This is a genomic window from Nostoc sp., assembly GCF_036917975.1.
Lineage (GTDB): Bacteria > Cyanobacteriota > Cyanobacteriia > Cyanobacteriales > Nostocaceae > Nostoc.
The window spans coordinates 33,132-57,506 of the sequence record NZ_JBALEJ010000042.1 but is presented as its reverse complement, the minus strand read 5'-3'; the positions used below and the strand labels follow the sequence as shown (position 1 = coordinate 57,506).

General features: G+C 43.3%; 23 protein-coding genes, 1 tRNA gene and 1 pseudogene. 19 read left to right on the top strand and 6 right to left on the bottom strand.

Translation table 11 applies throughout. The annotated features are described in order from the left end of the window. Positions 1-24: 24 nt before the first annotated feature. Entirely contained in the window at positions 25-1,410 is a 1,386-nt protein-coding gene (locus tag V7K76_RS18625) for an AtzE family amidohydrolase (protein WP_334779915.1), read from the bottom strand. Next, positions 1,407-1,595: a DUF4089 domain-containing protein gene (locus V7K76_RS18620; RefSeq protein ID WP_334779916.1), complete on the bottom strand. Its 189-nt coding sequence runs from the start codon at positions 1,593-1,595 to the stop codon at positions 1,407-1,409. Before V7K76_RS18620 ends, V7K76_RS18625 begins: the two co-directional genes overlap by 4 nt. A 72-nt stretch (positions 1,596-1,667) precedes the next feature. On the opposite strand from V7K76_RS18620, the gene V7K76_RS18615 reads away from it, so the two are divergent. The 14 genes and pseudogenes from V7K76_RS18615 to V7K76_RS18550 form a co-directional block, all read left to right on the top strand. Next, positions 1,668-1,949, top strand: coding sequence for a glutaredoxin family protein (locus V7K76_RS18615; RefSeq protein WP_334779917.1), 282 nt, complete (start codon positions 1,668-1,670; stop codon positions 1,947-1,949). A gap of 144 nt (positions 1,950-2,093) precedes the next feature. After that, complete coding sequence (locus tag V7K76_RS18610) at positions 2,094-3,593, top strand: UDP-N-acetylmuramoyl-L-alanyl-D-glutamate--2,6-diaminopimelate ligase (protein ID WP_334779918.1); 1,500 nt, start codon at positions 2,094-2,096, stop codon at positions 3,591-3,593. Between the two features lie 206 nt (positions 3,594-3,799). Beyond that, positions 3,800-5,254: a DICT sensory domain-containing protein gene (locus V7K76_RS18605; protein ID WP_334779919.1), complete on the top strand. Its 1,455-nt coding sequence runs from the start codon at positions 3,800-3,802 to the stop codon at positions 5,252-5,254. Positions 5,255-5,627: 373 nt separating this feature from the next. Next, positions 5,628-6,575 (top strand): zinc-binding dehydrogenase, encoded by a 948-nt coding sequence (locus V7K76_RS18600; protein ID WP_334779920.1) that lies wholly within the window; start codon positions 5,628-5,630, stop codon positions 6,573-6,575. Positions 6,576-6,590: 15 nt separating this feature from the next. After that, positions 6,591-6,938, top strand: a complete 348-nt coding sequence (locus V7K76_RS18595; RefSeq protein WP_334779921.1) for a hypothetical protein — start codon at positions 6,591-6,593, stop codon at positions 6,936-6,938. Between the two features lie 29 nt (positions 6,939-6,967). After that, positions 6,968-7,768, top strand: coding sequence for an SDR family oxidoreductase (locus V7K76_RS18590; protein WP_334779922.1), 801 nt, complete (start codon positions 6,968-6,970; stop codon positions 7,766-7,768). Positions 7,769-7,866: 98 nt separating this feature from the next. After that, positions 7,867-8,781, top strand: a complete 915-nt coding sequence (locus tag V7K76_RS18585; RefSeq protein ID WP_334779924.1) for a TauD/TfdA dioxygenase family protein — start codon at positions 7,867-7,869, stop codon at positions 8,779-8,781. 296 nt (positions 8,782-9,077) lie between these two features. Then, positions 9,078-9,773: a hypothetical protein gene (locus V7K76_RS18580; RefSeq protein ID WP_334779925.1), complete on the top strand. Its 696-nt coding sequence runs from the start codon at positions 9,078-9,080 to the stop codon at positions 9,771-9,773. Between the two features lie 54 nt (positions 9,774-9,827). Continuing rightward, the gene (locus V7K76_RS18575; RefSeq protein WP_334779926.1) at positions 9,828-10,421 is read left to right on the top strand and encodes a glutathione S-transferase family protein; all 594 of its coding nucleotides are present in this window, start codon (positions 9,828-9,830) and stop codon (positions 10,419-10,421) included. A 214-nt stretch (positions 10,422-10,635) separates the two neighbouring features. Further along, on the top strand, positions 10,636-12,015 hold the full coding sequence (locus tag V7K76_RS18570) for an LLM class flavin-dependent oxidoreductase (RefSeq protein ID WP_334779927.1): 1,380 nt from the start codon (positions 10,636-10,638) through the stop codon (positions 12,013-12,015). A gap of 9 nt (positions 12,016-12,024) precedes the next feature. Continuing rightward, complete coding sequence (locus tag V7K76_RS18565; RefSeq protein WP_334779928.1) at positions 12,025-13,125, top strand: DMT family transporter; 1,101 nt, start codon at positions 12,025-12,027, stop codon at positions 13,123-13,125. Between the two features lie 61 nt (positions 13,126-13,186). Then, positions 13,187-13,807, top strand: coding sequence for a hypothetical protein (locus tag V7K76_RS18560; RefSeq protein WP_334779929.1), 621 nt, complete (start codon positions 13,187-13,189; stop codon positions 13,805-13,807). A gap of 437 nt (positions 13,808-14,244) precedes the next feature. Further along, positions 14,245-14,318 (top strand) — tRNA-Val (locus V7K76_RS18555). Positions 14,319-14,432: 114 nt separating this feature from the next. Further along, positions 14,433-14,594, top strand: a pseudogene (locus V7K76_RS18550) (ATP-binding cassette domain-containing protein); the annotation flags it as partial. On the opposite strand, the gene V7K76_RS18545 reads toward V7K76_RS18550, so the two are convergent. Both V7K76_RS18545 and V7K76_RS18540 read right to left on the bottom strand, forming a co-directional pair. Beyond that, complete coding sequence (locus V7K76_RS18545) at positions 14,581-15,321, bottom strand: hypothetical protein (RefSeq protein ID WP_334779930.1); 741 nt, start codon at positions 15,319-15,321, stop codon at positions 14,581-14,583. The pseudogene V7K76_RS18550 and the gene V7K76_RS18545 overlap by 14 nt on opposite strands. A 326-nt stretch (positions 15,322-15,647) precedes the next feature. Further along, a complete protein-coding gene (locus tag V7K76_RS18540) occupies positions 15,648-16,430 on the bottom strand; it encodes an ABC transporter permease (protein ID WP_334779931.1) in 783 nt (260 codons plus the stop codon). 149 nt (positions 16,431-16,579) lie between these two features. Here V7K76_RS18540 and V7K76_RS18535 point away from each other — a divergent pair, with 149 nt between their 5' ends. Next, positions 16,580-17,191, top strand: a complete 612-nt coding sequence (locus tag V7K76_RS18535; protein ID WP_334779932.1) for a DedA family protein — start codon at positions 16,580-16,582, stop codon at positions 17,189-17,191. Positions 17,192-17,232: 41 nt separating this feature from the next. Here the strand turns inward: V7K76_RS18535 and V7K76_RS18530 are convergent, their stop codons facing one another. Both V7K76_RS18530 and V7K76_RS18525 read right to left on the bottom strand, forming a co-directional pair. Continuing rightward, positions 17,233-17,790 (bottom strand): hypothetical protein, encoded by a 558-nt coding sequence (locus V7K76_RS18530; RefSeq protein ID WP_334779933.1) that lies wholly within the window; start codon positions 17,788-17,790, stop codon positions 17,233-17,235. A gap of 811 nt (positions 17,791-18,601) precedes the next feature. Beyond that, the gene (locus V7K76_RS18525; protein WP_335029923.1) at positions 18,602-18,844 is read right to left on the bottom strand and encodes a hypothetical protein; all 243 of its coding nucleotides are present in this window, start codon (positions 18,842-18,844) and stop codon (positions 18,602-18,604) included. Positions 18,845-19,256: 412 nt separating this feature from the next. Between V7K76_RS18525 and V7K76_RS18520 the strand changes: the two genes are divergently transcribed. The 4 genes from V7K76_RS18520 (at position 19,257) to V7K76_RS18505 (ending at position 24,365) form a co-directional block, all read left to right on the top strand. Next, positions 19,257-20,408 (top strand): pyridoxal-phosphate-dependent aminotransferase family protein, encoded by a 1,152-nt coding sequence (locus V7K76_RS18520; protein ID WP_334779934.1) that lies wholly within the window; start codon positions 19,257-19,259, stop codon positions 20,406-20,408. Between the two features lie 467 nt (positions 20,409-20,875). After that, on the top strand, positions 20,876-21,121 hold the full coding sequence (gene psaC / locus V7K76_RS18515) for a photosystem I iron-sulfur center protein PsaC (protein WP_015175986.1): 246 nt from the start codon (positions 20,876-20,878) through the stop codon (positions 21,119-21,121). Between the two features lie 411 nt (positions 21,122-21,532). Then, the gene (glmS, locus tag V7K76_RS18510; protein WP_334779935.1) at positions 21,533-23,413 is read left to right on the top strand and encodes a glutamine--fructose-6-phosphate transaminase (isomerizing); all 1,881 of its coding nucleotides are present in this window, start codon (positions 21,533-21,535) and stop codon (positions 23,411-23,413) included. Positions 23,414-23,546: 133 nt separating this feature from the next. Continuing rightward, positions 23,547-24,365 carry a TnsA endonuclease C-terminal domain-containing protein gene (locus V7K76_RS18505; protein ID WP_334779936.1) on the top strand — a complete coding sequence of 273 codons (819 nt, stop codon included), beginning with the start codon at positions 23,547-23,549 and terminating at the stop codon, positions 24,363-24,365. The last annotated feature ends 10 nt before the right edge of the window (positions 24,366-24,375 follow it).

Genomic DNA, 24,375 nt, shown 5'->3' with positions numbered 1-24,375 from the left:
ATTTGGTTTGTGTAGCCGCGATTTCTAATCGCCTGGTATATTTGCTGAAACTACACTTTTCGCCTCTAACGCAGCTGCAACCCGTAAAATTAATGCTTCATTATATGGTGCTGCAATCAATTGCACACCTAAAGGTAAAGCATTTTGGCGCTTAATTGGTACTGATAAAACAGGTAAACCAATGAAAGATAATGGTTGAGTAAATAACCCTAAATGAGGACGGACAAGAATTTCTTCGCCATCCAAAATCATGGTTTCTTGACCAATTAGCGGTGCTGAAATTGGTGTGGTTGGCGCAAGAATGACATCGACATTTTGAAAAACTTCCCGCACGCGATCGCGATACCATTGTCTAAATCGTTGTGCTTGGAGATACCAGCTACTTGGAATTAACGCCCCAGCCAAAAAGCGATCGCGTGTTGCTGGATCAAAATCTTCAGGACGACTTTGCAACTGATGCAAATGCAGATTTGCGCCCTCGCTGGCTGTAATCACAAAGGCTGCTGCACGGGCGCGGTGCGTTTCTGGTATAGTTACGTATTCAGTGACGTTTAAAGCATCAGCTACTTTTTGCACTGCTGCTAAAGCTTGGGGTTCTGCACCTTTAACAAAGTAATCGGCAGCAATGGCAATTCTGATATTAGAGATATCTTGATGTAGAGACGTTACATGTAACGTCTCTACAGGCGGACGCTTAGTACAAACTGGATCGCGATCGTCTTCTCCCTGAAGCACATCAAACACCGTAGCGATATCTTGCACCGAACGCGCAAAAGGGCCAATGTGGTCAAAACTGCTAGAAAACAAAGCTACCCCAGCACGAGACAACCTTCCATAAGTCGGCTTAAAACCAAAAACACCACACAACGCCGCCGGAACCCGAATTGAACCATTAGTATCAGAACCCAATGTCAATGGTACTAATCCAGCCGCAACCGCCGCCGCCGAACCACCCGATGAACCACCAGCAACTCGCTGTAAATCATGGGGGTTGTGAGTAGCACCGTAATGAGAATTTTCCGTGACAAACCCATAGGCGTACTCATCCATATTCAAAGCGCCAATTAGTATTGCACCCGCTTGTTTCAGCTTGGCTACTGCGGTTGCGTCAAGGCTTGCTGCTGGATTTTCTGCATTGATTTTCGATCCCGCCAGAGTCGTTAACCCAGCAATATCAAAGAGATTTTTCACCGCAAAAGGCACACCAGCAAGGATTCCCGGATGATTACCTTGGGCAATTTCCCTGTCAATGCGGGCTGCATCTGTTAAAGCTGTTTCAGCAGTCACAGCCGTAAAACAATTGAGTTGATTATCCCCTGCTGCGATTCGTGCTAACGCCGCCTGAGTAACTTCCACTGCACTAACTTTGCCTTCACGCACAGCAGCAGCTATTGATACAGCATCATTCATGGTTGAAAAACTGGTGCAACTTCAACATCCTCTGGTAAAGGGAAAGAATTTACAACATGAGCGATCGCTCTAATTCTCTCAAAATTTGCCACCACCCCATCACGATACTCATCTGCGATCTCTAAATCCAACAACAACCCCATTTGATCAACATATTCACCCACATCAAACCCTTCTCTTCTCATCTCTCCTCCTCTGCGTCCTCTGTGCCTCTGCGGTTCGTTATTCTAAACTAATAACTTCTTACCACAACTGAAATGCGATTAATCTTATACAGTAAACCCGGCTGTCATTTATGTGAAGGCTTGCAAGAAAAGCTAGAACAAATCCAAAATCTCAGTTTCGAGTTGGCAGTTAGAGATATTACAACTCGTGAAGATTGGTTTGCTGCGTATGAGTATGAAGTGCCGATACTTTATTTATCGAACCGCAGAGGCGCAGAGGACGCGGAGGGGAGTGAGAAATTATTGCCACGTCCTTCTCCTCGTGCTAGTGTGCAGCAGTTAGAGCAAATGTTGCGTAAATATTTAGACAATTAGAAAAAAATAATGCAGAATAAGCGCAAGACAAGCGTCTTACCGAAAAAGAAAGGGATACAGAGCAACTAAGTTTATTGATGGGTTTGTTAATTTTGAATTTTGAATTTTTAATTCGGAACGAAGCGACGTGACGAGGTTCACAAAATGAAATTACGGGAATTACTAACAGCGGTAGACAGTGTTGAGCAATTACCTAGCCATCCGACTTTAGAGGATGTGGAAGTTAGGGGTTTAAAGACGAATTCCCATGCGTGTCGTGTGGGAGATTTATTTATTGGGATGCCAGGAACGCGGGTTGATGGTGGAGAATTTTGGCAAAGTGCGATCGCATCTGGTGCTGTTGCTGCGATCGTCTCTCCTGAAGCGGCACAAAAAAATCCTCCCACAAATGAGGCTGTAGTTATCAGTGCCAGTAACATAACTCAAGCTTGCGCCCAGATAGCCAGTGCTTTTTACGGTTATCCAGGACGCAAACTCAAGCTGGTGGGCGTGACTGGTACAAATGGTAAAACTACAACTACTCATCTAATCGAATTTTTGCTCATCAAAGCGAATTTAGCGACAGCTTTGATGGGAACTCTCTACACTCGTTGGGCAGGTTTTGAGCAAACTGCTGCCCACACTACACCCTTTGCAGTGGAATTGCAACAGCAGTTAGCAGAGGCCGTAAATGCTGGTAGTGAGTTCGGGGTGATGGAAGTCAGTTCACACGCCTTGGCCCAAGGTAGAGTATTGGGCTGTGAATTTGAAGTAGCGGTGTTTAGTAATCTTACCCAAGACCATCTCGACTATCACAGCGACATGGAAGATTATTTTGCTGCCAAAGCCTTGTTGTTTAGCCCGAATTATCTCAAGGGACGGGCAATAATTAATGCTGATGATGCTTATGGCAAACGGTTAATTGCTTCGTTAGATTCCCAACGAGTTTGGAGTTACAGCGTCAACGACAACAGCGCTGATTTATGGATGAGTGATTTAAATTACCAGCCCAATGGTGTTAGTGGGACATTACATACACCAAAAGGTGATGTGGCTTTTCGATCGCCCCTAGTCGGACAATATAATTTAGAAAATCTTCTCGCAGCCGTAGGAACAGTTTTACACTTAGGGCTAGATTTACAGTTAGTGGCATCTGTAATACCTGAGTTTCCCGGAGTTCCTGGACGTATGGAACGGGTACAAATTAATACCGAGCAAGATATTAGCGTGATTGTGGATTATGCCCACACACCGGATAGCCTAGAAAACTTACTGAAAGCCGCACGTCCATTTATACCGGGCAAAGTGATTTGTGTATTTGGTTGTGGAGGCGATCGCGATCGCACTAAGCGCCCAAAAATGGGTAAGATAGCTGCTGAGTTAGCTGATGTGGCAGTAGTGACATCAGATAATCCCCGGACTGAAGACCCAGAAAGGATTTTGCAAGATATTTTAGCGGGAATAGCTGACACAGTGCAGCCAACTGTAATTTGCGATCGAGCGATCGCAATTCGTACCGCTATTTTACAAGCACAACCCGGTGATGGAGTATTGCTTGCCGGTAAAGGTCACGAAGATTATCAAATTCTCGGCACCGAAAAAATCCATTTTGACGACCGAGAACACGCACGCAATGCTTTACACGAAAGATTGAAAATACATTAATTTGGGCATTGGGCATGGGGCATTGGGCATTGCTAACTCTTCCCAAATCCCCAGTCCCCAATCCCCAGTCCCCAGTCCCCAGTCCCCAATCCCCAATTTTCCATAGTTAATATTTATTTCCGTGGGGATTTTGTAAAAAATGCACACATAAAGGTGAAAATCGAAGACAGAATTATTTCTTGCTTCATCCTTTTTGTGCTTGACTCATGAATGTTTATCTAGCTAAGGATCTGTCTGTTTATCAACTGGTGATGGGAGTGCAAGCGCCTCCTAAACCATTGTCCCTCAGTCCTGCTACTCTGCTATCACTAGTGAGAGCGCAAATTGATTTACTAATTGAGGAGCAAATTGCAGCTACTTTATGGGTGAAGCTACCACCAGAAAAAATTTGGCAATCAGAATTAGCGCGTTATCAATCTTCGGTAGGTGCCTCTAGTTTCATCTATACTTGCCAGATTCAGGAAAGAGTAGGAGGAGATGGGGAACATGAGGGAGAAGGAAGAGTAAATACCCCCTCATCTCCCTCATCCCGCAATCACGTCCCCGTTTATCTACCACCCGATAGCCAACTGCGACGGGAAAACTTTCTGATGGTGCTATCGCCCCAGTTTTGTAGTTTAATTTTGGCTCATCGGCCACTTAAAAAAACCAAAAGCCGGACATCGGGGAAGGTAAAAACTAATAAAAACCAGCCGTTGCTGATTATAAATACTGTTGAGGGGAGAGTAATTCAGCAAGTATTTGATGGTATCCAACAAGCAATTACGCCAGAATCATCCCCAATTTTACCTGCTAGTTTTATTTGCCCAGCTGTCCCCCAAGCCTTACTCATGAATCAATTGTTCGCAAAACAACTCCTGCGGCAAGATGAGATTAATCGTCAAATCGTTAAAGTACGCGCTACTAAATTGCAGTTACAAAATCAAGAACTGTACAACAAAGAGCAACTCAAAGATGAATACTTGAAAAATGTGTGTCAGGAATTGCGTACACCCCTCACCCACATGAAAACAGCACTTTCGTTATTAAATTCCCCCAATCTCAAGCCCCCCCAGCGACAACGTTATTTACAGATGTTAAATACCCAGTGCGATCAGCAAAATTCCCTGATTACTGGTTTGTTGGAATTGGTGCAGTTAGAACACAACTTAGAAGGGACTACTTTGGAGTCGGTGCGTCTCTCAGAGATTGTACCTGGAGTAGTCAGTACCTACCAACCTCTAGCCCAAGAAAAAGGGATTATGTTAGCCTACACCATACCTACTGAACTCCCGTCTGTTTGGTGTGTGAGTGGTGGGCTGAGGCAAATTGTGATTAATTTACTGCACAACAGCATCAAGTTTACTTCTCATGGAGGAGAAGTATGGGTGCGTGCCCGTACTCAAGGCAATTATGTCCAATTAGAATTCCGGGATACAGGTATCGGGATTGCCGAAAACGAAATTCCTAAAATCTTTGATCGGTTTTATCGTGTGCGTACAGCAGCAACAGAAGATTATGGTGGTGCTGGGTTGGGTTTGACAATTGTACAGCAATTGCTGCTGCGCTGTGGCGGATCTATTTCTGTGAAAAGTAAATTATATGAAGGTTCTACCTTTACGGTGCAATTGGCAAGTGTTGGCAATATCCCAAAAGCGATCGCTACAGAAAATGATTTATAACCCAATACAGTTCAGAATGAGCAACAAAACACTTGTAGAGACGGCGATTTATCGCGTCTTGAGAGTGCTGAGTAATGAGTTATTATTCTCCCCCCAGTCCCTAATCCCCAGTCCCCAGTCCCCACTCCCCAACCATTGATGAAACAAATCTTTTCACAAAATGCTTGATTCTTCTAGCTGCCTGTGATAACTTACTTTTTACTTCTGTAAAATACTGCAAGTTTATCGAAATACCGTAGTTTATGGATTTAGTTAACCTAGTTGCAGGAATTTGCAGTTAAGAATCAATAGCGAATTTATCTATTACACACTATACAGACAATACATTGCGAACCAACAAACTAGAAATTAATCTCTAAGCCAGGGCAACCTTATGAGCAAAATACGTGCTGTGATTGTTGATCCCAATGTGCCGGGGCGTTTGGCACTGAGCGAAGTGACTGCACCAAAGCCAGCCCCAGATGAAGCTCTAGTGCGGGTAGCAGCAATTTCCCTGAATCGGGGAGAGGTGAAACGTTCAACCACTGCTGAAGCTGGTTGGCAGCCTGGTTGGGACTTAGCAGGTGTAGTAGAAATCCCCGCCGCCGATGGATCGGGGCCTCCCCAAGGGGCGCGTGTAGTAGGCTTGCGCCGCGCTGGTGCTTGGGCAGAACTCGTATCTGTTCCCACCAACGCCTTAGCAGAAGTGCCGCCATCGGTATCTTTTGCTCAAGCTGCCACACTGCCTGTAGCGGGTTTAACTGCATACCATGCAGTGTTAAAAGGTGGTTCACTTTTGGGTCGGACAGTTCTGGTTACAGGCGCATCAGGAGGCGTAGGTTACTTCGCTATTCAATTGGCGCAACTATCAGGAGCGCAAGTTGTGGCACATATTCGTCAAGCTGGCTATGAAACTCTAGTTAGAGAAGCGGGGGCGCAATCGGTGGTGATTGGCGAAGACCTTTCACCCGCCAGCGAGTACGGCCCCTACGATCTAATTGTAGAGTCAGTAGGTGGCAAGACTTTGGGGGTAGCCCTTGGCTTACTGGCACAGGATGGAAAAACTGTGCTGTATGGAGTATCTGGGGGATCTGAAGTGACATTCAACGCGGCTCAATTTTTTGGGACTGGTAGCGTCAGCCTGTATGGTTTACGTCTGTTCGATGAATTGAGATTTGAATCAGCAGCAGTCGGTTTAAAACGGCTTTTAAGTCTAGTAGAAGCAGGTGAGTTGCATCCTCACATTGATTTAGAAGCTTCTTGGACAGAAATAGCTGACGTGGCCCAACAACTACTCGATAGACGTTTTCCTGGCAAAGCTGTATTGCACATTTCAAATTGAGCGATCGCAGATGGTATGAGTGATAGTACTGACTTTTGGTTCAAACTAGATCAGCTTGTAGCCATTAGTAATGTCAAGATAGATCGCCCAAAAGGGACATCACATCCACGTTATCCATCCTTTGTTTATCCGTTGGACTATGGATATTTGGAAAATACTCGCTCTGGAGATGGAGCCGATATTGATGTCTGGATAGGTAGTTTGTCTAGCAAAAAAGTTACCGCCATCATTTGTAGTGTTGACTTGGAAAAACGGGATGCAGAAATCAAAATACTTCTGGGCTGCACTTCTGAGGAAAATCAAGCCATCTTAGACATCCAGAATATAGGCTCTCAATCAACAATATTATTGGTTCGCAAATAAATTAATTACATTTTCGAGGGTAAGTTTGTATGAGCTTAGAACTAAAACTATCAGGTAAAACAGCGATCGTTACTGGAGGAAGTGCGGGAATTGGTTTAGCCACCGCCAAAGCACTTTATAGTGAGGGTGTGAATGTGGCGATCGCAGCCCGCAATCAAGAACGCTTAGATCGGGCTGTAGCTGAAATCCAGTCTTTACCAACTCCTGGCGCGAAAGTTATTGCCATCAGCGCTGATTTAACGAAAGCAGAAGATATTGAGAAAGTTGTCTCAACCACATTAGCCCAGTTTAATCAAATTGATATCTTGATTAACAATGCCGGATCAGCCCGTGCTGGGTCTTTCCTAGAATCCACTGATGATTTATTTTTGGATGCTTGGAACTTAAAATTATTGGGCTATATCCGCTTAGTTAGAGCCGTCGTTCCCCATCAAAAAAGTCGCGGTGATGGCCGGATTGTCAATATAATCGGCGGTGCAGGACGGACACCTCGTCCGAACTTCCTCGCTGGTGGTACAAGCAATGCTGCTTTGCTGAACTTCACAAAGGGCATTTCTAAAGAGCTAGCCGAGTACAAGATTCGCATTAACGCTATCTCTCCTGGTGCTACAGCTACCGATCGTGCTGAGACTTTAGCGCGACAAAATGCCCAAGCGCAAGGCATCACCGTCGAGCAAGTGAAGGAACAAAGCATCCAAAGTATTCCTTTAAAAAGAATCGCCCAGCCAGAAGAAATTGCTGCGCTGGCACTATTTTTGGTGTCCGATCTTGCTGCATCGATTACAGGAACAGAGATTATCGTTGATGGCGGATCTACCCCTGGTGTTTAACAGCGTGATTTCAAAACCTTTGTAGAGACGTTGCATTGCAACGTCTCTACATGAATTCAGCAACACCGTAAAAACATAAACTTCTTGGAGATAAAAAAATGGGTTCTCAATACTTTGACATCAAACCAGTTGCAGGACGTATTGGTGCTGAAATTATTGGTGTTAATCTGAGTTCTAACCTCAGCGATGATATCATCAGTGATATTCGCAAGACTCTAGTCAAATACAAAGTGATCTTTTTCCGTGGTCAGCAACAACTCGATGCTGATGGACAGGTTGCCTTCGCTCGTCGCTTTGGTGAAGTCACTACAGCCCACCCTACTGTACCATCACTGCCAGAAAATCCAGAAGTCTTAGACCTGAATTATGGCCGTACCACTTCCCGCGCCAATAGCTGGCATACAGATGTAACATTTGTAGATCGTCCTCCTCTCGGCTCTATCTTACGAGCGCTTGACATTCCCCCAACTGGTGGCGATACAATCTGGGCAAACTCCGTGACTGCATACGAAGATTTACCTATTCATCTACGTAATCTTGCAGACCAACTTTGGGCAGTACATAGCAACAAATACGACTATGCCACTGCATTTGATCTACCTGAAGATGCCAAGGCTTACCGGGCTGTCTTCACCTCCACTGTATACGAGACTCTGCACCCAGTTGTACGCGTCCATCCCGAATCTGGGGAGCGTGGGCTATTCATCGGCGGATTTGTGCGCCAGTTCCGTGGCTTATCAACAACTGAATCAGATGACATTCTGCGGCTGTTGCAAGCATATATTACACGTCCTGAGAACACAGTGCGGTGGCGTTGGCAAGTTGGTGACGTAGCCTTTTGGGATAATCGGGCTACTCAACATTATGCGATCGCAGATTACGGCGACCAGCCCCGCCACGTTCAACGAGTGACAATTGTCGGCGATCTCCCAGTGGGCATCGATGGTAAACAAAGTGAGGCGATCAAGGGAGATGCTTCTGAATACAATCGACGTGAGGCAGTGACTGCGTAATAGGGACTCGCGTAAAAATAAAATACCAGCTAGACAATCTCTGTGAAGTAGAAGTTTCATTGGTAGTAAAGCGAATGGCACTAAGAAAAGCCCAAAAGCCTGTGTAGCCTCGTTCCCAGCCTCCAGGCTGGGAATGTATTCCGAGAGGCTCCGCCTGTGGTCAAGAAAGATGAGGCGGAGCCTCCCAGAATGGGTTCCCAGCCTCCAGGCTGGGAACCAGTCAGGGCAAGGGCTGTATCTTAACTTAGTGCCATTCGGTAGTAAAGCAAGTTCCATACTGGGCAGAGGAGCGATGCATGGGTGATACACGCGCTACTGTTTTGAAAACAATAGCGGATACTTTAATCGAGCGTGCTGAAGCTCTGCCTTCTCGTGTTCTGCAAGTAGCGGTGACAGGCATTACTGCTAGTGGCAAATCCACTTTGGCACAGGAGCTAGCGCAGATATTAACCAGACGTGGAAGAAGTTCTGTTCACATTGCAGTGGATGATTTCCATAATCCACGCGATCTGCGCCATCGCCGAGGTCGTGATTCGGCTGAAGGCTACTATTTTGATGCCTACAACTATCCGCTCCTCAAAAAGCTTGTGCTTGAACCACTCGCGCCTGGAGGTAATTTAATCTACCAGGCACGTGGGTTCGATTTGGAAACAGATGCTCCAGTGGAAGAGGCACTTAATAAAGCCAATCCTGGAGATATTTTTCTTTTTGCTGCCAGTTTCCTGCTACGATCAGAGATTGTCTCTTACTTTGATTATCGTATCTATATAGATACAGATTTTGAGGTGGCCGAGCAGCGCGGGGTAAATAGGGATGCAGCACGGCTTGGGTCTTGGGAAAACGCAGTTCGTCTATATCGTCAGCGATATCATGCTGCACAACGAATCTACTTTGCAGAATCTAATCCTGTGCAGTATGCCGATGCTTTATTGAAAAACAATAACTTGGCAGAACCGATTCTCTTCTTGAGAGCAAATCATCCTAATTCGTAATTGTTAAAACGATAGACGTTTGAACCCAGTATCTAATGACGATCGCGCTTTTTTATGAAACTCTTCTATACACCTAACTCACCCTATGCACGCATTGCACGGGTGGCAATAATAGAATTGAATCTCAGCAATCAGATCGAAACGCAAAAAGTCATTGCACGAGATCCAAACAGCGACCTATTGAATTACAACCCTACAGGTAAAGTACCAACACTAGCGACTGACGACGGATTTATCTTGAGTGAAACACGTATAATTTGCGTCTATCTGAATCACTTAAATCCTGAGATCAAACTAGTTGCTGAGATTTCTAATGGCTTTTTACAGCAACTTGAAGGTACGACTGGTGGGTTCATAGATGGCATTGCTGTCTGGGTGCGGGAGTTAAGGCGTCCTCACAGCGAACAGTCTCCTGGGATGATTGAGTTTGAGCGTGAGCGGGCGTTGAGAATTTTGGACTACTTCGAGAAGATATCAGATAAACTCGACCAAACTCCTAAACTTGCTCATATAACCCTCGCCTCTGCACTTGGATTAGAAATCCGTCTTCCCGATCTCCAATGGCGGCAAAAATATCCAAAACTTGCTCATTGGTACGATGAATTCTCTAAACTACCCTCCATCCAAGCAACAAGACCAGAGTCCTAATAACTCAATACAGTTCAGTTAAGCATTTCTTTCTTCTCTTTGCGTCCTTCTCTGACGAGACGCTGCGCGAAGGCGTCCTTGGCGGTTCGTTAAAAAAAATTTTATTTGACAAAGAGTTTTAGCCTTAACTGAACCGTATTGCCTAATAACTAACATTTTCTCGTTCCAAACAAGAGAACGAAAAAAGTATAAGTACACCCTCGCAAATACAAACATGAGTACAAAAAAACAACTTAAACTCGGAGCATTTTTACCCGGTAGTGGTCATCACGTCGCAGCATGGCGACATCCCAATACCCCGGCTGATGGAGGTCTAAACTTCCAACATTACAAGCAGCTGGCACAAACGGCTGAACGGGGTAAATTTGATATGCTTTTCCTCGCAGATGGTTTAGCTGTCTGGGATCGAGGGCAAGGGACTGAGGCATTTAGCCGTTCGGGACAATTCAGTGTCCACTTTGAACCTTTAACCTTATTGTCGGCTCTGTCTACGGTGACAGAAAATATTGGATTGGTGGCGACATCATCAACGACTTATGATGAACCTTTTCATCTCGCCCGCAAGTTTGCATCACTAGATTATCTCAGTGGTGGTCGTGCCGGATGGAATCTTGTCACCTCTGCTGCTGAAGCCGCAGCGCAGAATTTCAGCCAAGAAAACCACCTAGAACACTCGCTACGCTATGAACGGGCGAGGGAATTTGTGGATGTTGTCACCAAACTTTGGGACAGTTGGGAAGACGATGCTTTTCTCCACAATAAGGAGTCAGGTATTTACTTCGATGCAGAAAAGCTGCATATTCCCCACCACAAAGGCAAATATTTCTCGGTACGCGGCCCGCTCAATGTGGCGCGTCCACCGCAGGGATATCCAGTAATTGTACAAGCTGGATCTTCCGAGGCTGGACAGGATTTAGCTGCCCAAACAGCAGAGGCGATTTTCACTGCACAACAGACATTGGCAGAAGCTCAAGCCTTTTATGCCAGCGTCAAGGGGAGATTGGCTAAATACGGACGTTCCCCTGACCATCTCAAAATTATGCCAGGGGTATTCCCGGTAATTGGTAAGACTGAGCAGGAAGCTAAGGATAAATATGAGCAACTTCAGGAGTTGATCCATCCCCTGGTCGGATTAGGGCTGCTTTCTGGTCTAGTGGGTGGCCATGATTTGTCCAAATATCCCCTAGATGGGCCGCTGCCGGATCTGCCAGATACCAACGGTGGCAAAAGCCGCTTGCAGTTGATCACCGATCTTGCCCGCAGAGAGAATTTAACAATCCGACAACTGTATTTGTGGATTGCAGGAGCGCGAGGACATCGAACAATTCTCGGAACACCAGAACACATTGCCGATCAGTTAGAAGATTGGTTTGTTAATGGTGGGGCTGATGGATTTAACATCATGCCGCCCTGGCTACCTGGAGGTTTAGAGGAATTCGTAGACTTGGTAATTCCCGAACTGCAACGCCGAGGAATATTTCGTACTGAGTATGAAGGTAGTACCTTACGTGAAAATCTTGGTTTGCCTCGTCCAGTGAACCAATTCACCACAAAAACTGCTCCTGAACCTGTGAGCGTCGGTTCCTTGGCATAGTAATAATTGATGGATAAATTCCTTGTAGAGACGGCGATTTATCGCGTCTCTTTAAGCGACGGCTTTGATTTACTCAAACTTCATCTGGTTTGTTATTCCAGTGGTTTTAACAATACAATCAAGTCGTCTCTAAGGAAACTTTTTATCGTGTTGGGCATCTTAACGGTTCTACTATCCTCCTTTGTTTTGACGTTTCACAACGTTACAGTCCGAGTTTTGTTTTCAGAACATCTCGTACTAGGTTTATTTTTAATCGGTGGATACGTTAAACCGGATTTGCAGAATTCCTTCTTGCTGATGTTCATGCGAATGCTGCTGGTGGTTCCACTCATGGCATCTCTATCATTCAAGCTATATCCATCTGCTTGGACAGAACTCCAAGACTTGTTCACCCGCAAGCGCAGGGATGTTCTAATCCAAGCTCTTGGCTGTGGAGTGCTGATGTTTGTATATATTGCCTCACTCTACATTGCTATTGGCTTGATTCCCACAGGCATTGCCTTGACCCTCTTCTTCACTTATCCCGTATTTACAGCGCTGCTGTCATGGAGGTTTTTTGGACAACGCCCCACATTGTTCCGTTGGCTGGTAATGGCTATTATTCTGGTGGGAAGCGCTCTCACCATTCCCCAATCTTCTGCTACCTATAGCAGTCATACCATTGCGATCGGCATTTTCGCTAGTTTTGCTGCTGGGATTGTTTACGCCTTTTATTGCATCATTGCTCAAAAATGTTTAGAAAAATTCCATCCAATTCCCTTTACCTGGATCAGTTTTGCCTGCACTCTACTACTCTCTGGTATTAGTTTACTGTTCTGGCCAGGTAAAAACGCCCAACTTGATTGGACACCCCTATGGATTGGTAGCATATTTTCGGGTCTTGTCAGCTTTCTCGGACACACTTTAAACAATGTGGGAATTCGGATGGTTGGCGCATCTACCGCCTCCATAATCGGCTCTAGCAGTCCAGCATTGACAGCGCTAGTTGCATGGATAAGCATTAACGAAACTTTAAACGTGATTCAGAGTGTAGGGATTGGTGTTGTCACATTGGGCATCGCGTTACTTAGTGCCGAAGGCTTTGTGAAATCGCTCAAAATTAGAAGTTGAACAGATCAACGCTACAATCTATGATAAAAGTCAAAGAAATAGTTAAATCTAGAGTGCCTACATGACAGCTGATTTGACATCTACAGCGACATTTGACTTTGTTACCGTGCTATCCGAGGCTACGGCTGCATATCGAGGACAGAGAAGTACACGCCCTAGCACTGAAATATTAGTAAATGCTTTGCTACAAGCAGAAAAAGCTGCCAAACGGCAACGATTGACTTATCCGTTTGAGTCTCTTTTAGGTAAATGGCAACTTTGCTTTGCCACTGGCACTAAGAAAATCAGACAGCGTGGGGGAATTGTATTAGGCAAGGGTTTATATGTACCCAAGTTTATAGCAATCTATATTTCCTTTAATTCAGCTTTGGAACAGGATTCAGGCAGAGGCGAAATTGCTAATCAGGTTGAATTTAGCAGATTTTTATTGAAGCTCACAGGCCCAGTGCAATATTTAGGTAAGAAAAATTTATTGGCGTTTGACTTTAACCAGATGATTATTAGTCTGTTTGGTGGTGTTGTTTATAACAGAGCAATCGGTTCTGGTAAAGTTCAAACAGAAGATTTTCACAACCAGTCTATAGCTAAACTACCCTTCTTTGCCTTTTTTTTAGTCACAGAAGATTTTATTGCGGCTCGTGGTCGGGGAGGAGGCTTGGCATTTTGGATTCGAGAAATTTAAAGGCACTTTCAGGAAATCAAGTAGTCTTGCTGGAGGCAGTCCTGATGAAACAAGTTGCACAGCTTTGAATGAAAGAATAACTGGGGACTGGGAGCTAGTATTTTTACTCAGCACTCAGCACTCAGCACTCAGCACTCAGCACTTTCAAGTCAGGAGGGAAGAGGATTTGACTTGTTTGTTTCATTCCATGAAAAGTTAGTGTTGATTAAGCTTATAGAGCAATACGGTTCAGTTAGCGCCAAAAACCCCTCAGATGCGTAGGTTGGGTGGAGGAACGAAACCCAACATTTTCGCGGGTTTGTTGGGTTTCACTTCGTTCCACCCAACCTACGATTATCCTTAACTGAACCGTATTGGCTTATAGAGTTAATCTGATTTGAACATTTATCTTGCATTATCAGAGAAGTATATGCTAATATTGATAATTGTGTGGTTAAGGACGTATAGCTCAGTTGGTTAGAGCGCTACGTTGACATCGTAGAGGTCACTGGTTCGAATCCAGTTACGTCCATTGTTGTACAGTGACTAATTTTTATTGTCGTGCGAGAACAAGCATTTGTTGTCCAAAAAAGACAGCTTATGCTTGTAATACCCCGTGGACAACGGACACATGAACTTTTTTGCAGAAATTCCAGAGGAAGTTTTTAGCTTATTCCCAGTGTTAAAAACCATACTTTCGGGGATGGGTGGTGATTTGAGTGGGAGACAGCAGCAACAATTAGCGATCGCACGTGCTTTAATGGGAGAACCTCAATTACTCGTCTTGGATGAACTCAGCCAAGATGTGATTCAACGCTTCTTAGCTGTTTAATATTTGATATTTCTATATCAATAGTGTCAGAAGTAATCAAGTCGGCAGCTTCTTGTAAAAGCTCATTCTGTTCCTTTTGAATTGCTTCCAATCGCTGAGAAATTTCTACTAATCGTTGTTGTTTATTCGGTTGAAAACTTTCAGGTGGCAAAGCTGGTATGTTATCAGCTTGTTTAGCACCTGTGATTTGTTGAAAAGTAAAACTGCCAACTTTAGCCAATGATAGAAAGCTAACTTTAATCAAAGCCTGAAGCAATTTTAACGGAACTTGCAGTATTGACCAACTAGCTGTTTCAATCAAGCGGACAATTGCTTTGATGATGCTCCCGATGAGAGCGATCGCAAACAGCAAAACCACTATACTAATAATTGGGTGATTAGTCGCCCAACCTAGTATTTGAACTAACCTAAAAAATATCGGGTGTTGTATCAGCCAATCACTTACAGAAGACGCCATTACATCTTTAACTGCTCCCGATGTTGTACTTTTAAATTTATCAGCAGTTTGCCAAGTTTGCTCTAAACTTGTTGTAACTGTATTAATTGCTCTATCAGTAGTTGTAGTTGCTGTTGCCTTCAAAGACTCCCCAACTTGTTGTGCTGAGTTACTTAGAGAGTTAACACTTCTGCCTACAAAATCTTTCACATTTTGCAAGCTTTGTAAAACTCTATTAGAAACATTTACGTCTATTTGAGATGCCATAGAACATTTCACCGAGGCTGAAATCGGATTCCTATATGATATCTGCTTAATTACTTATGAGTGTCATGATTAATTACGAATTATTTTAACGGGTCGCGCCAGGAAAAAGACGACTTCAGCGCCTCTTGTCGGGCAGGAATGGCGCTTCGGGATTCAATACTTGGAACTGGGGACACGGAAAGAGTTTTCTTCTCGTGCGAATGCTGCGCGAACAAAACTTGGGTAGTGGTCTGAATCCCCGAACAATTTTCCCAGTCCCCAGTCCCCAGTTCCCAGTCCCCAGTCCCCAGTCCCCACTCCCTAATCCCCAGTCCCCAATCCCTTTTTCAACTCGAAGCACTAGTATAAAACCGCAACGCAAACTGCCAAAACCAAGTAGAAGCGAAAAACAACAATATTGCTAATATTGCCGCACCTATCAACCAGCTAATTTCACTCCGACCCAACAGCACTTCGGCTGGTACAGTAGTTAAAAAAGCTACTGGCATCACAAAGGTGAAAAAAAAGCGGTAAGCAGTGGGATATGCAGCAATAGGATATCGCCCAGCTTCCAACAAACCACGCAGTACTTCGGTAGCGTTGTATATCTTTACGAACCAAATACTTGTTGCTCCCAGCATAAACCACAGGTTGTACAAAATTACTAAGCTGAACAATAACGGCAACAAACCAAGTAGATAGCCGTCTATTCCTACACCGAGGCGTTTACCTGCATAGCCAATGATAATACTACCAAAAATTAGATCCGGCAGTCCCCAAGGTGAAAGGGTATGAGTGGAAAGCCAAAACTGACTGCGAATAGGCTTTAATAAAATAAAGTCTAAAGTGCCTTCCTGCACATGGCGGACAATACGATTTAAGTTCGACGACAGAAAAGTAGCAGAAAATCCTTGGAGTAAGGTAAAAATTCCTAAAACCACTAAAGCTGCTTCCCATGTCCAGCCACTAAAAGTGTAGCCAGTCCGGTAAAATAAAAATAGCCCAAAGAGGCTGCCGACAAGATTTCCCAAGCTGCTGAGGGTAGCTATAAAAAAATTAATTCGATATTCCAATTCTGCGGCGATCGCAGTACCCCAAAATAGTCTTAATACTTTCAAATATCTTGGCATTTTGCACCCTTACCATAAAACATGTAATTTATTATTATATTTTCCAAGTTCACACAATAAGTTTATGTAAATTTAATATTACTTTTTATTCAGGAAAATTGCTAAACGTTAAGATATTTTAGGCTTATTGTTTAACGGTAAAAGATTTTATGCATTTAGATTTACAAGACCTAATTACAAAAATTGGCTACTTTGGGGTGTGGGCGATTATCTTTGCCGAATCTGGCTTGCTAATTGGTTTTTTTCTGCCGGGAGATAGTTTGCTATTTACTGCTGGATTTCTCGCATCTTCTCCGATATCAGGGTTTAACATTTGGGTTTTGGTTTTTGGTGCTTTTGTTTGTGCAGTCCTTGGTGATAATGTTGGCTACGCTACAGGACACAGATTTGGCAGAAAATTATTTCAGAAAGAAGATTCATGGTTTTTTCATAAAAAACACTTGGTAAAAACCCAGGATTTTTATGAGAAGCATGGCAAGAAAACGCTGGTATTGGCGAGGTTTACACCAATTATTCGCACTTTTGCGCCGATTGTGGCTGGACTGGGTTCGATGCATTACCGAACATTTATGTCTTACAACTTAATCGGCGGATTATTGTGGACATTCGGCATCACCTTTTTAGGGTTTTTCTTAGGAAAATCTCTGCCAGCTGAACAGGTAGATAAGTATTTGTTACCGATTATTGGATTAATTATAGTTATTTCTTTAGTGCCATCTATTTTTCATCTGATACAAGAAAGTCGAGCAAATAAAGGTTAACGGCTGTTTCGCTGGGAAGTACAATCTTACTCTGATGTTAGCTAGGGATTAATCGCAGAATTAGCCATTTTTATTAGAGAAGTGCGATCGCCTGCTTTCAACCCAACAATATATTGCACACCCTGTTGTCTCCAAGTCAAGGTAGCATCTGAGCAATTAGCACCACAAGCAAAATCTACAAAATAGCCAGTGATACCCTTAGCTAGAGATACAGGTTTACCAGTCAGTCGGGGTGTTTTGCGGGTTACAGCTTCAGCCGAAAGCACCCCCAAACGGCAAGCAGTTCCACCACTACAGTCGGGACTGAAACCCAATAGAATATCATAATTATTTTTCGTAGCAGCTTCTATAATTGCGTAAATTGGATTTTCTCCATCCGACTCAGGAATAAACTTCGGTAATAATATCTTAATTTGAGTCTTTTGCTTTAATTTAGGCAGAATAGTTTTAAAAATCGAGTGTGACTGGGTTTTACTCTGCTGTGCTATCAGTTGGGACTGCTTGTTGATAGTAGCTATGGCTGACTCGTGCAAACTGTTAACGCTGACTAATAAAAATACGGCACACACAGCACTAGTATTTCTGAAGCTGAAAATCATCTTTGAAAACCTATTTCATCTGAAGTACTTATTTGTAATACCCATTTGGAGTATCAAATTACGTATTTAACAGATGAAGCGATCGCACTAATACTCAAGCTATGAAATATGTATTGCAGTAAATATTATACTAGTAGTTTCCTTCCCTGGTATCTGTGTATTTAAAAATAGCTGTATCAGCGTCCAGAGAGTTATACTATTTTATTTATACACGAAAAAGCGCTTGAGGTTTTGCTCACTCAAGCGCTTTCTCGTAAAAGCTTATACCAACTCACTTGTTTGATGCAACATTTGAAATCTGCAACGCTCCCTGAGGAGGGAGTATTACGGGGATAACTTGTGACAAACATTTGGTGAAATGGTATCACTCCTTGCACTAACTAAGAATATCTCTTTTGCAAGAATACCGGGGATCTAGTGAGTGACAGTTTATAAACTGAACACTAGTTAAAAACGACTCACCATGAATAGTAACTAAAAAGACCAAGCATAATTGTAGCAATTTTGTAAGTATAGTATAAAAACTTATAGTTTATTCGCGTAGATGTAGCCCAACCTCAGGCATCGCCGACCGCTCAGTGCTGTATTAAAATGTGCAGCAGTTGGTAGCATAAATATCTCAACTTCGGCGGCAAATGAATCGCCATCGAGTCAACCAAAGAAGTCTTGAATATTAGCATAGAAGCCATTTTGACTGAAATAAATCATCACCTCCTTTTATATATGGAGGTATTCTTTAGAGAATGGCAACCAAAGAAAAAATCTCAGACCCAAGTAGATTGAAAAGTTAGGGTTGGGTATCTTCTATCTCTTAGCAAATGGTGACATCCAAATATTCCGCATAGTGTAGGCGGTTACTTCCTTCGTGGAAGCAAAACATAGGTTTCTCACCGACGATTTCCGCGATATTCAAAACGATTTTGCGTGTTTCTATAGCAGTTCTCTTTTGGTTGCAACACACAGTAAGGGCATAAGCAATGCACATTGGTGTCAACTTAACGTGAAACCGCTTGTCCGCCGGGAATTGAAATTCCCGTATAATAGCGAAAGTCATCTGAAGATGACTAAATATCGCCAAAAATCTCCAGTCTACTTCAGTAGACTTAAGCTATTAGCCCGAAAATTTATTTCCGGGTGGGCATGGAAGCCAACAGATAAGCTATTTCCAGCTTAAGTTGACACGTATGAGCAATGCAGCACCCCTACGAGCAGACACTTTAACCTGGCGTCTAGGTGTGTGGTAAAATTGCCTAGAACAGAAGTTTTATCGGAGTTAGAGTCTGGTATAAATTGCAAAGGTCAAGCTTACCGATCGTTAACTCCCACGATACTTTTCCTATTAATTTGGAAAATATACAACAAGACTGGTAACTGAGTGTAATTTGTAGATGAATATCTAAGATTTGCGATCAGACTTAACCAACTTCCCACAATTTTGACTTTTATTTAACTTTTAGGATAGACACATGAACGATAAGCTGATGCTGATGATTCCAGGCCCTACCCCGGTGCCCGAAGCTGCCTTACTGGCATTAGCCAAGCATCCAATTGGACACCGTACTAGTGAATTTAGCAATATATTGGCAGAGGTGACAGAAAACCTGAAATGGCTGCACCAAACTCAAAATGATGTGCTGACGCTGAATGTCAGTGGTACGGGTGCTGTAGAAGCGGCAATAATTAATTTTCTCTCTCCAGGCGATCGCATTTTAGTTGGCTCTAATGGTAAATTTGGTGAACGCTGGGTAGAAGTTGGTCAAGCCTACGGTTTGAATGTAGAAGAAGTTAAGGTGGAATGGGGAAAACCCTTAGACCCCGCAGTATTTGCCGAAAAACTCCAAGCAGATACCCAAAAGCAAATCAAAGCTGTAATCATTACCCACAGCGAAACCTCAACGGGTGTGTTGAATGACCTAGAAACCATCAACCGCCACGTCAAAGAACACGGTGAAGCTTTAATTATCGTTGATGCCGTCACTAGCTTAGGTGCGTTCAATTTACCCGTGGATGCTTGGGGTTTGGATATCGTCGCTTCCGGTTCCCAAAAAGGTTATATGATACCGCCAGGGTTGGGTTTTGTTTCAGTCAGTCCCAAAGCTTGGGAGGCTTACAAAACTGCGAAGCTACCGAAATATTACTTGGACTTAGGCAAATATCGCAAAGCCACAGCCAAAAATACAACTCCATTTACTCCCCCTGTGAACTTGATTGTAGCGTTACACACCACGCTGCGAATTATGAAAGAGGAAGGCTTAGAATCAATATTTGCTCGACACGAACGGCTGAAGAATGCTACCCGCGCCGCCATTCAAGGGTTAAATTTACCCTTGTTTGCAGCAGATAGTTATGCTAGTCCGGCGATTACGGCTGTAGCACCACAGGGAATTGAACCGGATAAGATTCGGTCATTTATCAAAAAACGCTTTGATATTGCCTTAGCTGGTGGTCAAGACCACTTGAGTAATAAAATTTTCCGTATTGGTCACTTGGGTTTTGTGAGCGATCGCGATATCCTTAGCTGTATAGCATCTTTAGAAGTTACCCTCTCAGAACTTGGCTACGAAGATTTTACCCCTGGTTCTGGTGTAGCAGCAGCACTTAGAGTGTTTACAAAATAGTCATTGGTCATTGGTCATTTGCAAAGAACCTAGTCAAAAGAGTGAGTTAAATTATTAACTTGCTCTTTTAATTTGTATATAAATTAATAGACTTGGCTTTGTGAAAAATTGTAGCGACTGTCTTGAATCTCAAAGGTCAAATCAAGGTTTTGAAACCCAGGATCGGTAGCTTTTGTTTGTGTAGACGCGGTTTCTAACCGCCCGTTTCGCGTTAAGTTGACTTTTATTTCATATATCTTTACCTTTTTCCCACATTATGGTAAAGCAATAGTGTAAATACGTTCTGATGATGTTACTGATTAATAAGTCAATAGGGACAATCTCGTAAAAACAAATATCTTGGGTGCTTATTACATTGTTTGAAGTTATGTAGCCTTTTGATTACGGCCTATCAACCACTGCGGTAGACTATGCGTTGATTATGATTCTTTCGCAGAGAAGAACACTCGAAAGGAGCCGTTTATTCAATGTCTCATTCCGTAAAAATCTACGATACCTGCATTGGCTGCACCCAATGTGTCCGCGCTTGCCCCACTGATGTACTTGAGATGGTTCCTTGGGATGGCTGTAAAGCTGCTCAAATTGCCTCCTCACCCCGTACAGAAGACTGCGTTGGCTGTAAGCGTTGCGAAACCGCTTGTCCCACCGACTTTTTGAGCATCCGGGTTTACCTGGGCGCTGAAACAACTCGCAGTATGGGTCTAGCTTACTAACAAGCTGAGTGCTGATCGGAGTGCTGAGTGCTGAGTGCTGAGATAAAAAGAAGTAAATCACAAATACAATTTTTTGATTCTTCACTCGGAACTCGGAACTTGGAACTCAGCACTCAAGACTTTTAAGTGTCTCAATTAGGAAGCACTTTTAGCTTCATAAAGTTGACACTGCCCGCTTTACGAAATCGTAATTTTAGATTGGGGATACAATCTCTGGGTATCTAAATCCTAGAAGCCGCATTTGTACCATCAAGTCAAAAGCTGACGGGGAATCCGTTGTAAAACCCTGAAATCCATAAAAATATCTAGTGGTAGAGGGAGTAAATTACTCCCTTTTTTCTTTGCAAAACGTCGAATTTGTGCTAGACACTATACTGGATTTAATCATCCAGAAAAAAAGTGGTGTGAACAATGTGCGGAATTGTTGGATATATAGGCACTCAAGCGGCGACAGAGATTTTACTGGCAGGGCTGGAAAAACTAGAGTACAGGGGCTATGATTCGGCTGGAATTGCCACAATTTGGGAAGGTGAGGTAAATTGTGTACGGGCAAAAGGCAAACTCCATAACCTGCGTTCTAAACTCGAACAAATAGAAACCCCTGCCCAAATTGGTATTGGTCATACACGCTGGGCAACTCATGGTAAACCAGAAGAGTACAACGCCCATCCCCATTTGGATACGGCAAAGCGAGTGGCGGTAGTGCAAAATGGCATTATTGAAAACTACCGCGAGTTACGCGAGGAACTCAAAGCTAAAGGACACATATTTCTTTCTGAAACCGATACCGAAGTTATTCCCCATCTGATAGCCGAATTTTTAAAGAATCTTCCCCCCTTATCTTCCTCATCTCCCTTCCTAGAGGCAATTCGCCAAGCCGTTAACAACTTACGTGGGGCATTTGCGATCGCAGTTATTTCTGCTGACTACCCCGATGAATTGATTGTTGTTCGCCAGCAAGCGCCTTTGGTAATTGGTTTTGGCCAAGGGGAGTTCTTTTGTGCCTCTGACACGCCAGCGATCGTTGCCTACACCCGTGCGGTGCTACCTCTGGAAAATGGCGAAATTGCCCGCCTGACACCTTTGGGCGTTGAGATTTATAATTTTGCTGGCGATAGGTTGAAAAAACAACCCCGACTGCTCAACTTCAATCCAGCATTGGTAGAAAAGCAGGGATTCAAACACTTCATGCTCAAAGAAATCCATGAGCAACCAGGGGTAGTAAGAGCTAGTTTAGACGCTTACTTTAATCCAGGCGAATCTAGCGAATCACCAATCAACCTTAGTTTACCTGGAGATTTATACAACGATTTAGAACAAATTCAGATTCTCGCCTGTGGTACTAGTTGGCACGCAGCATTAATCGGAAAATATTTACTCGAACAACTAGCAGGAATTTCCACTCAAGTACATTACGCTTCTGAGTATCGTTATGCACCATCACCGGTGACAGCTAACACGTTAATCATTGGCGTTACCCAATCAGGTGAAACAGCCGATACCTTAGCAGCTTTGACGATGGAAAAAGAACGTCGCCAAGGGAAAGAACTTAAATATCAAGCGCGACTACTAGGTATTACCAATCGCCCCGAAAGCAGCCTCGGTCATCTCGTGCCGCATATCATCAGTACACTAGCGGGAATTGAAATTGGCGTAGCGGCGACAAAAACTTTTACCGCCCAACTGATGGCATTTTATGCTTTGGCATTGGATTTAGCAGCTCGTCGTCAGACAGTTTCAAAAGATACATTAGATCAAATTATTAGTGGGTTGTGGCAGATTCCCAAAGAAATTGAGGCAACTTTGGAAAGTCAGGAACGTTTAACCGAACAGCTAGCCCACGAATTCGCTGAAACCCAAGATTTCATTTTTATAGGAAGAGGAATTAACTTCCCCATTGCTTTAGAAGGGGCGTTGAAATTAAAAGAAATCAGCTACATTCACGCCGAAGGGTATCCGGCTGGAGAAATGAAACATGGGCCCATTGCACTTTTAGATGCGAAAGTACCGGTGGTGGCGATCGCAATTCCTGGTAGTGTTTACGAAAAAGTTATTTCTAATGCCCAAGAAGCCAAAGCTAGAGATTCTCGCTTAATTGGCGTGACTCCCGTCAACGATGGCGAAGCTGCGGAAATCTTTAACGATCTTCTTCCCGTCGCTCATGTGGAAGAATTACTTTCTCCAATTCTCACAGTAGTTCCTTTACAACTATTGGCTTATCACATCGCCGCCCGTCGCGGTTTGGATGTCGATCAACCTCGTAATCTGGCTAAAAGTGTCACTGTGGAATAGTATAATTTTATACATAAATTAATGTTGTACAACAATAAAAAAGTCGTATAACAAATAAAAAAGTTATACAATTCATAAAAAAGTTGTACAATTTATCCTGTAGGTGCGTATGTGAGCATCTACAGGAGTTTTTATGGCTAGAAGCAAGCAAGATTGGACGCAAGCCAAGTTTGAGCGTTACTTGAAGGAAGGCCGTGGTCAGGGTAGTGGGAAAGGCTATCAACCTTGGATAAAGATTCAGGATTTTCCCTCAAAGGGTCGTGTTTCTAGACCTCCGGGTTGGAAAACAAACCGAGAACATCATCTGCTTTCTGATAACGAGAAGCGGCTGTTTTACGTCTTTGAGTGGTCAGATACTATTGTAGATATAAGAGAGCAGTTTCCTCTAATTGACCTTGACTTAGCAATAAGTATTGCAGAGGAAATAGGTATTAACTATCCTAAAGATCCGCAAAGCAATACTCCCCGTGTTTTAACAACGGATTTTATGCTTTCTGTCAAGCAAGGCAAAACGATAGTCCAGCAAGCACGAACATTTAAGCTAACTAAGGATTTAGGAAGTAAGTCTGTAGCTGAAAAATTTGAGTTAGAAAAGCGTTACTATGCTGCCAAAGGTATTGATTGGGGAATAATCACAGAGAAAGAAGTCCCTAAGCTATTAGCGGAAAATGTTGAGTGGATTCATACTGCTTATAAACTAGAAGAAAATGCAGATATAAAGCTCGAAGAACTACGTAACATCGCCAATATTTTAAAATCCAGACTTCAGGAAAGTGATGCAAGTATCAATCGAATAACAACAGATTTAGATAAAAACATGAATATAGAGTCTGGTACATCTCTCTATCTTTTTAGGCATCTTATTGCTAAGAAGGAAATCATTATGGATATGTTAGTCACAAAAATATCTAGTTGTCCTTCTTCTAGAGAAATTAAAAAAATTATTTTTTAGACAATAATAT

Excerpts from the sequence above, each read along its gene's own strand:
- V7K76_RS18625 (WP_334779915.1), bottom strand. The coding sequence starts at position 1,410 with ATGAATGATGCTGTATCAATAGCTGCTGCTGTGCGTGAAGGCAAAGTT.
- V7K76_RS18620 (WP_334779916.1), bottom strand. The coding sequence starts at position 1,595 with ATGAGAAGAGAAGGGTTTGATGTGGGTGAATATGTTGATCAAATGGGG.
- V7K76_RS18615 (WP_334779917.1), top strand. The coding sequence starts at position 1,668 with ATGCGATTAATCTTATACAGTAAACCCGGCTGTCATTTATGTGAAGGC.
- V7K76_RS18610 (WP_334779918.1), top strand. The coding sequence starts at position 2,094 with ATGAAATTACGGGAATTACTAACAGCGGTAGACAGTGTTGAGCAATTA.
- V7K76_RS18605 (WP_334779919.1), top strand. The coding sequence starts at position 3,800 with ATGAATGTTTATCTAGCTAAGGATCTGTCTGTTTATCAACTGGTGATG.
- V7K76_RS18600 (WP_334779920.1), top strand. The coding sequence starts at position 5,628 with ATGAGCAAAATACGTGCTGTGATTGTTGATCCCAATGTGCCGGGGCGT.
- V7K76_RS18595 (WP_334779921.1), top strand. The coding sequence starts at position 6,591 with ATGAGTGATAGTACTGACTTTTGGTTCAAACTAGATCAGCTTGTAGCC.
- V7K76_RS18590 (WP_334779922.1), top strand. The coding sequence starts at position 6,968 with ATGAGCTTAGAACTAAAACTATCAGGTAAAACAGCGATCGTTACTGGA.
- V7K76_RS18585 (WP_334779924.1), top strand. The coding sequence starts at position 7,867 with ATGGGTTCTCAATACTTTGACATCAAACCAGTTGCAGGACGTATTGGT.
- V7K76_RS18580 (WP_334779925.1), top strand. The coding sequence starts at position 9,078 with ATGGGTGATACACGCGCTACTGTTTTGAAAACAATAGCGGATACTTTA.
- V7K76_RS18575 (WP_334779926.1), top strand. The coding sequence starts at position 9,828 with ATGAAACTCTTCTATACACCTAACTCACCCTATGCACGCATTGCACGG.
- V7K76_RS18570 (WP_334779927.1), top strand. The coding sequence starts at position 10,636 with ATGAGTACAAAAAAACAACTTAAACTCGGAGCATTTTTACCCGGTAGT.
- V7K76_RS18565 (WP_334779928.1), top strand. The coding sequence starts at position 12,025 with ATGGATAAATTCCTTGTAGAGACGGCGATTTATCGCGTCTCTTTAAGC.
- V7K76_RS18560 (WP_334779929.1), top strand. The coding sequence starts at position 13,187 with ATGACAGCTGATTTGACATCTACAGCGACATTTGACTTTGTTACCGTG.
- V7K76_RS18545 (WP_334779930.1), bottom strand. The coding sequence starts at position 15,321 with ATGGCATCTCAAATAGACGTAAATGTTTCTAATAGAGTTTTACAAAGC.
- V7K76_RS18540 (WP_334779931.1), bottom strand. The coding sequence starts at position 16,430 with ATGCCAAGATATTTGAAAGTATTAAGACTATTTTGGGGTACTGCGATC.
- V7K76_RS18535 (WP_334779932.1), top strand. The coding sequence starts at position 16,580 with ATGCATTTAGATTTACAAGACCTAATTACAAAAATTGGCTACTTTGGG.
- V7K76_RS18530 (WP_334779933.1), bottom strand. The coding sequence starts at position 17,790 with ATGATTTTCAGCTTCAGAAATACTAGTGCTGTGTGTGCCGTATTTTTA.
- V7K76_RS18525 (WP_335029923.1), bottom strand. The coding sequence starts at position 18,844 with ATGACTTTCGCTATTATACGGGAATTTCAATTCCCGGCGGACAAGCGG.
- V7K76_RS18520 (WP_334779934.1), top strand. The coding sequence starts at position 19,257 with ATGAACGATAAGCTGATGCTGATGATTCCAGGCCCTACCCCGGTGCCC.
- psaC (WP_015175986.1), top strand. The coding sequence starts at position 20,876 with ATGTCTCATTCCGTAAAAATCTACGATACCTGCATTGGCTGCACCCAA.
- glmS (WP_334779935.1), top strand. The coding sequence starts at position 21,533 with ATGTGCGGAATTGTTGGATATATAGGCACTCAAGCGGCGACAGAGATT.
- V7K76_RS18505 (WP_334779936.1), top strand. The coding sequence starts at position 23,547 with ATGGCTAGAAGCAAGCAAGATTGGACGCAAGCCAAGTTTGAGCGTTAC.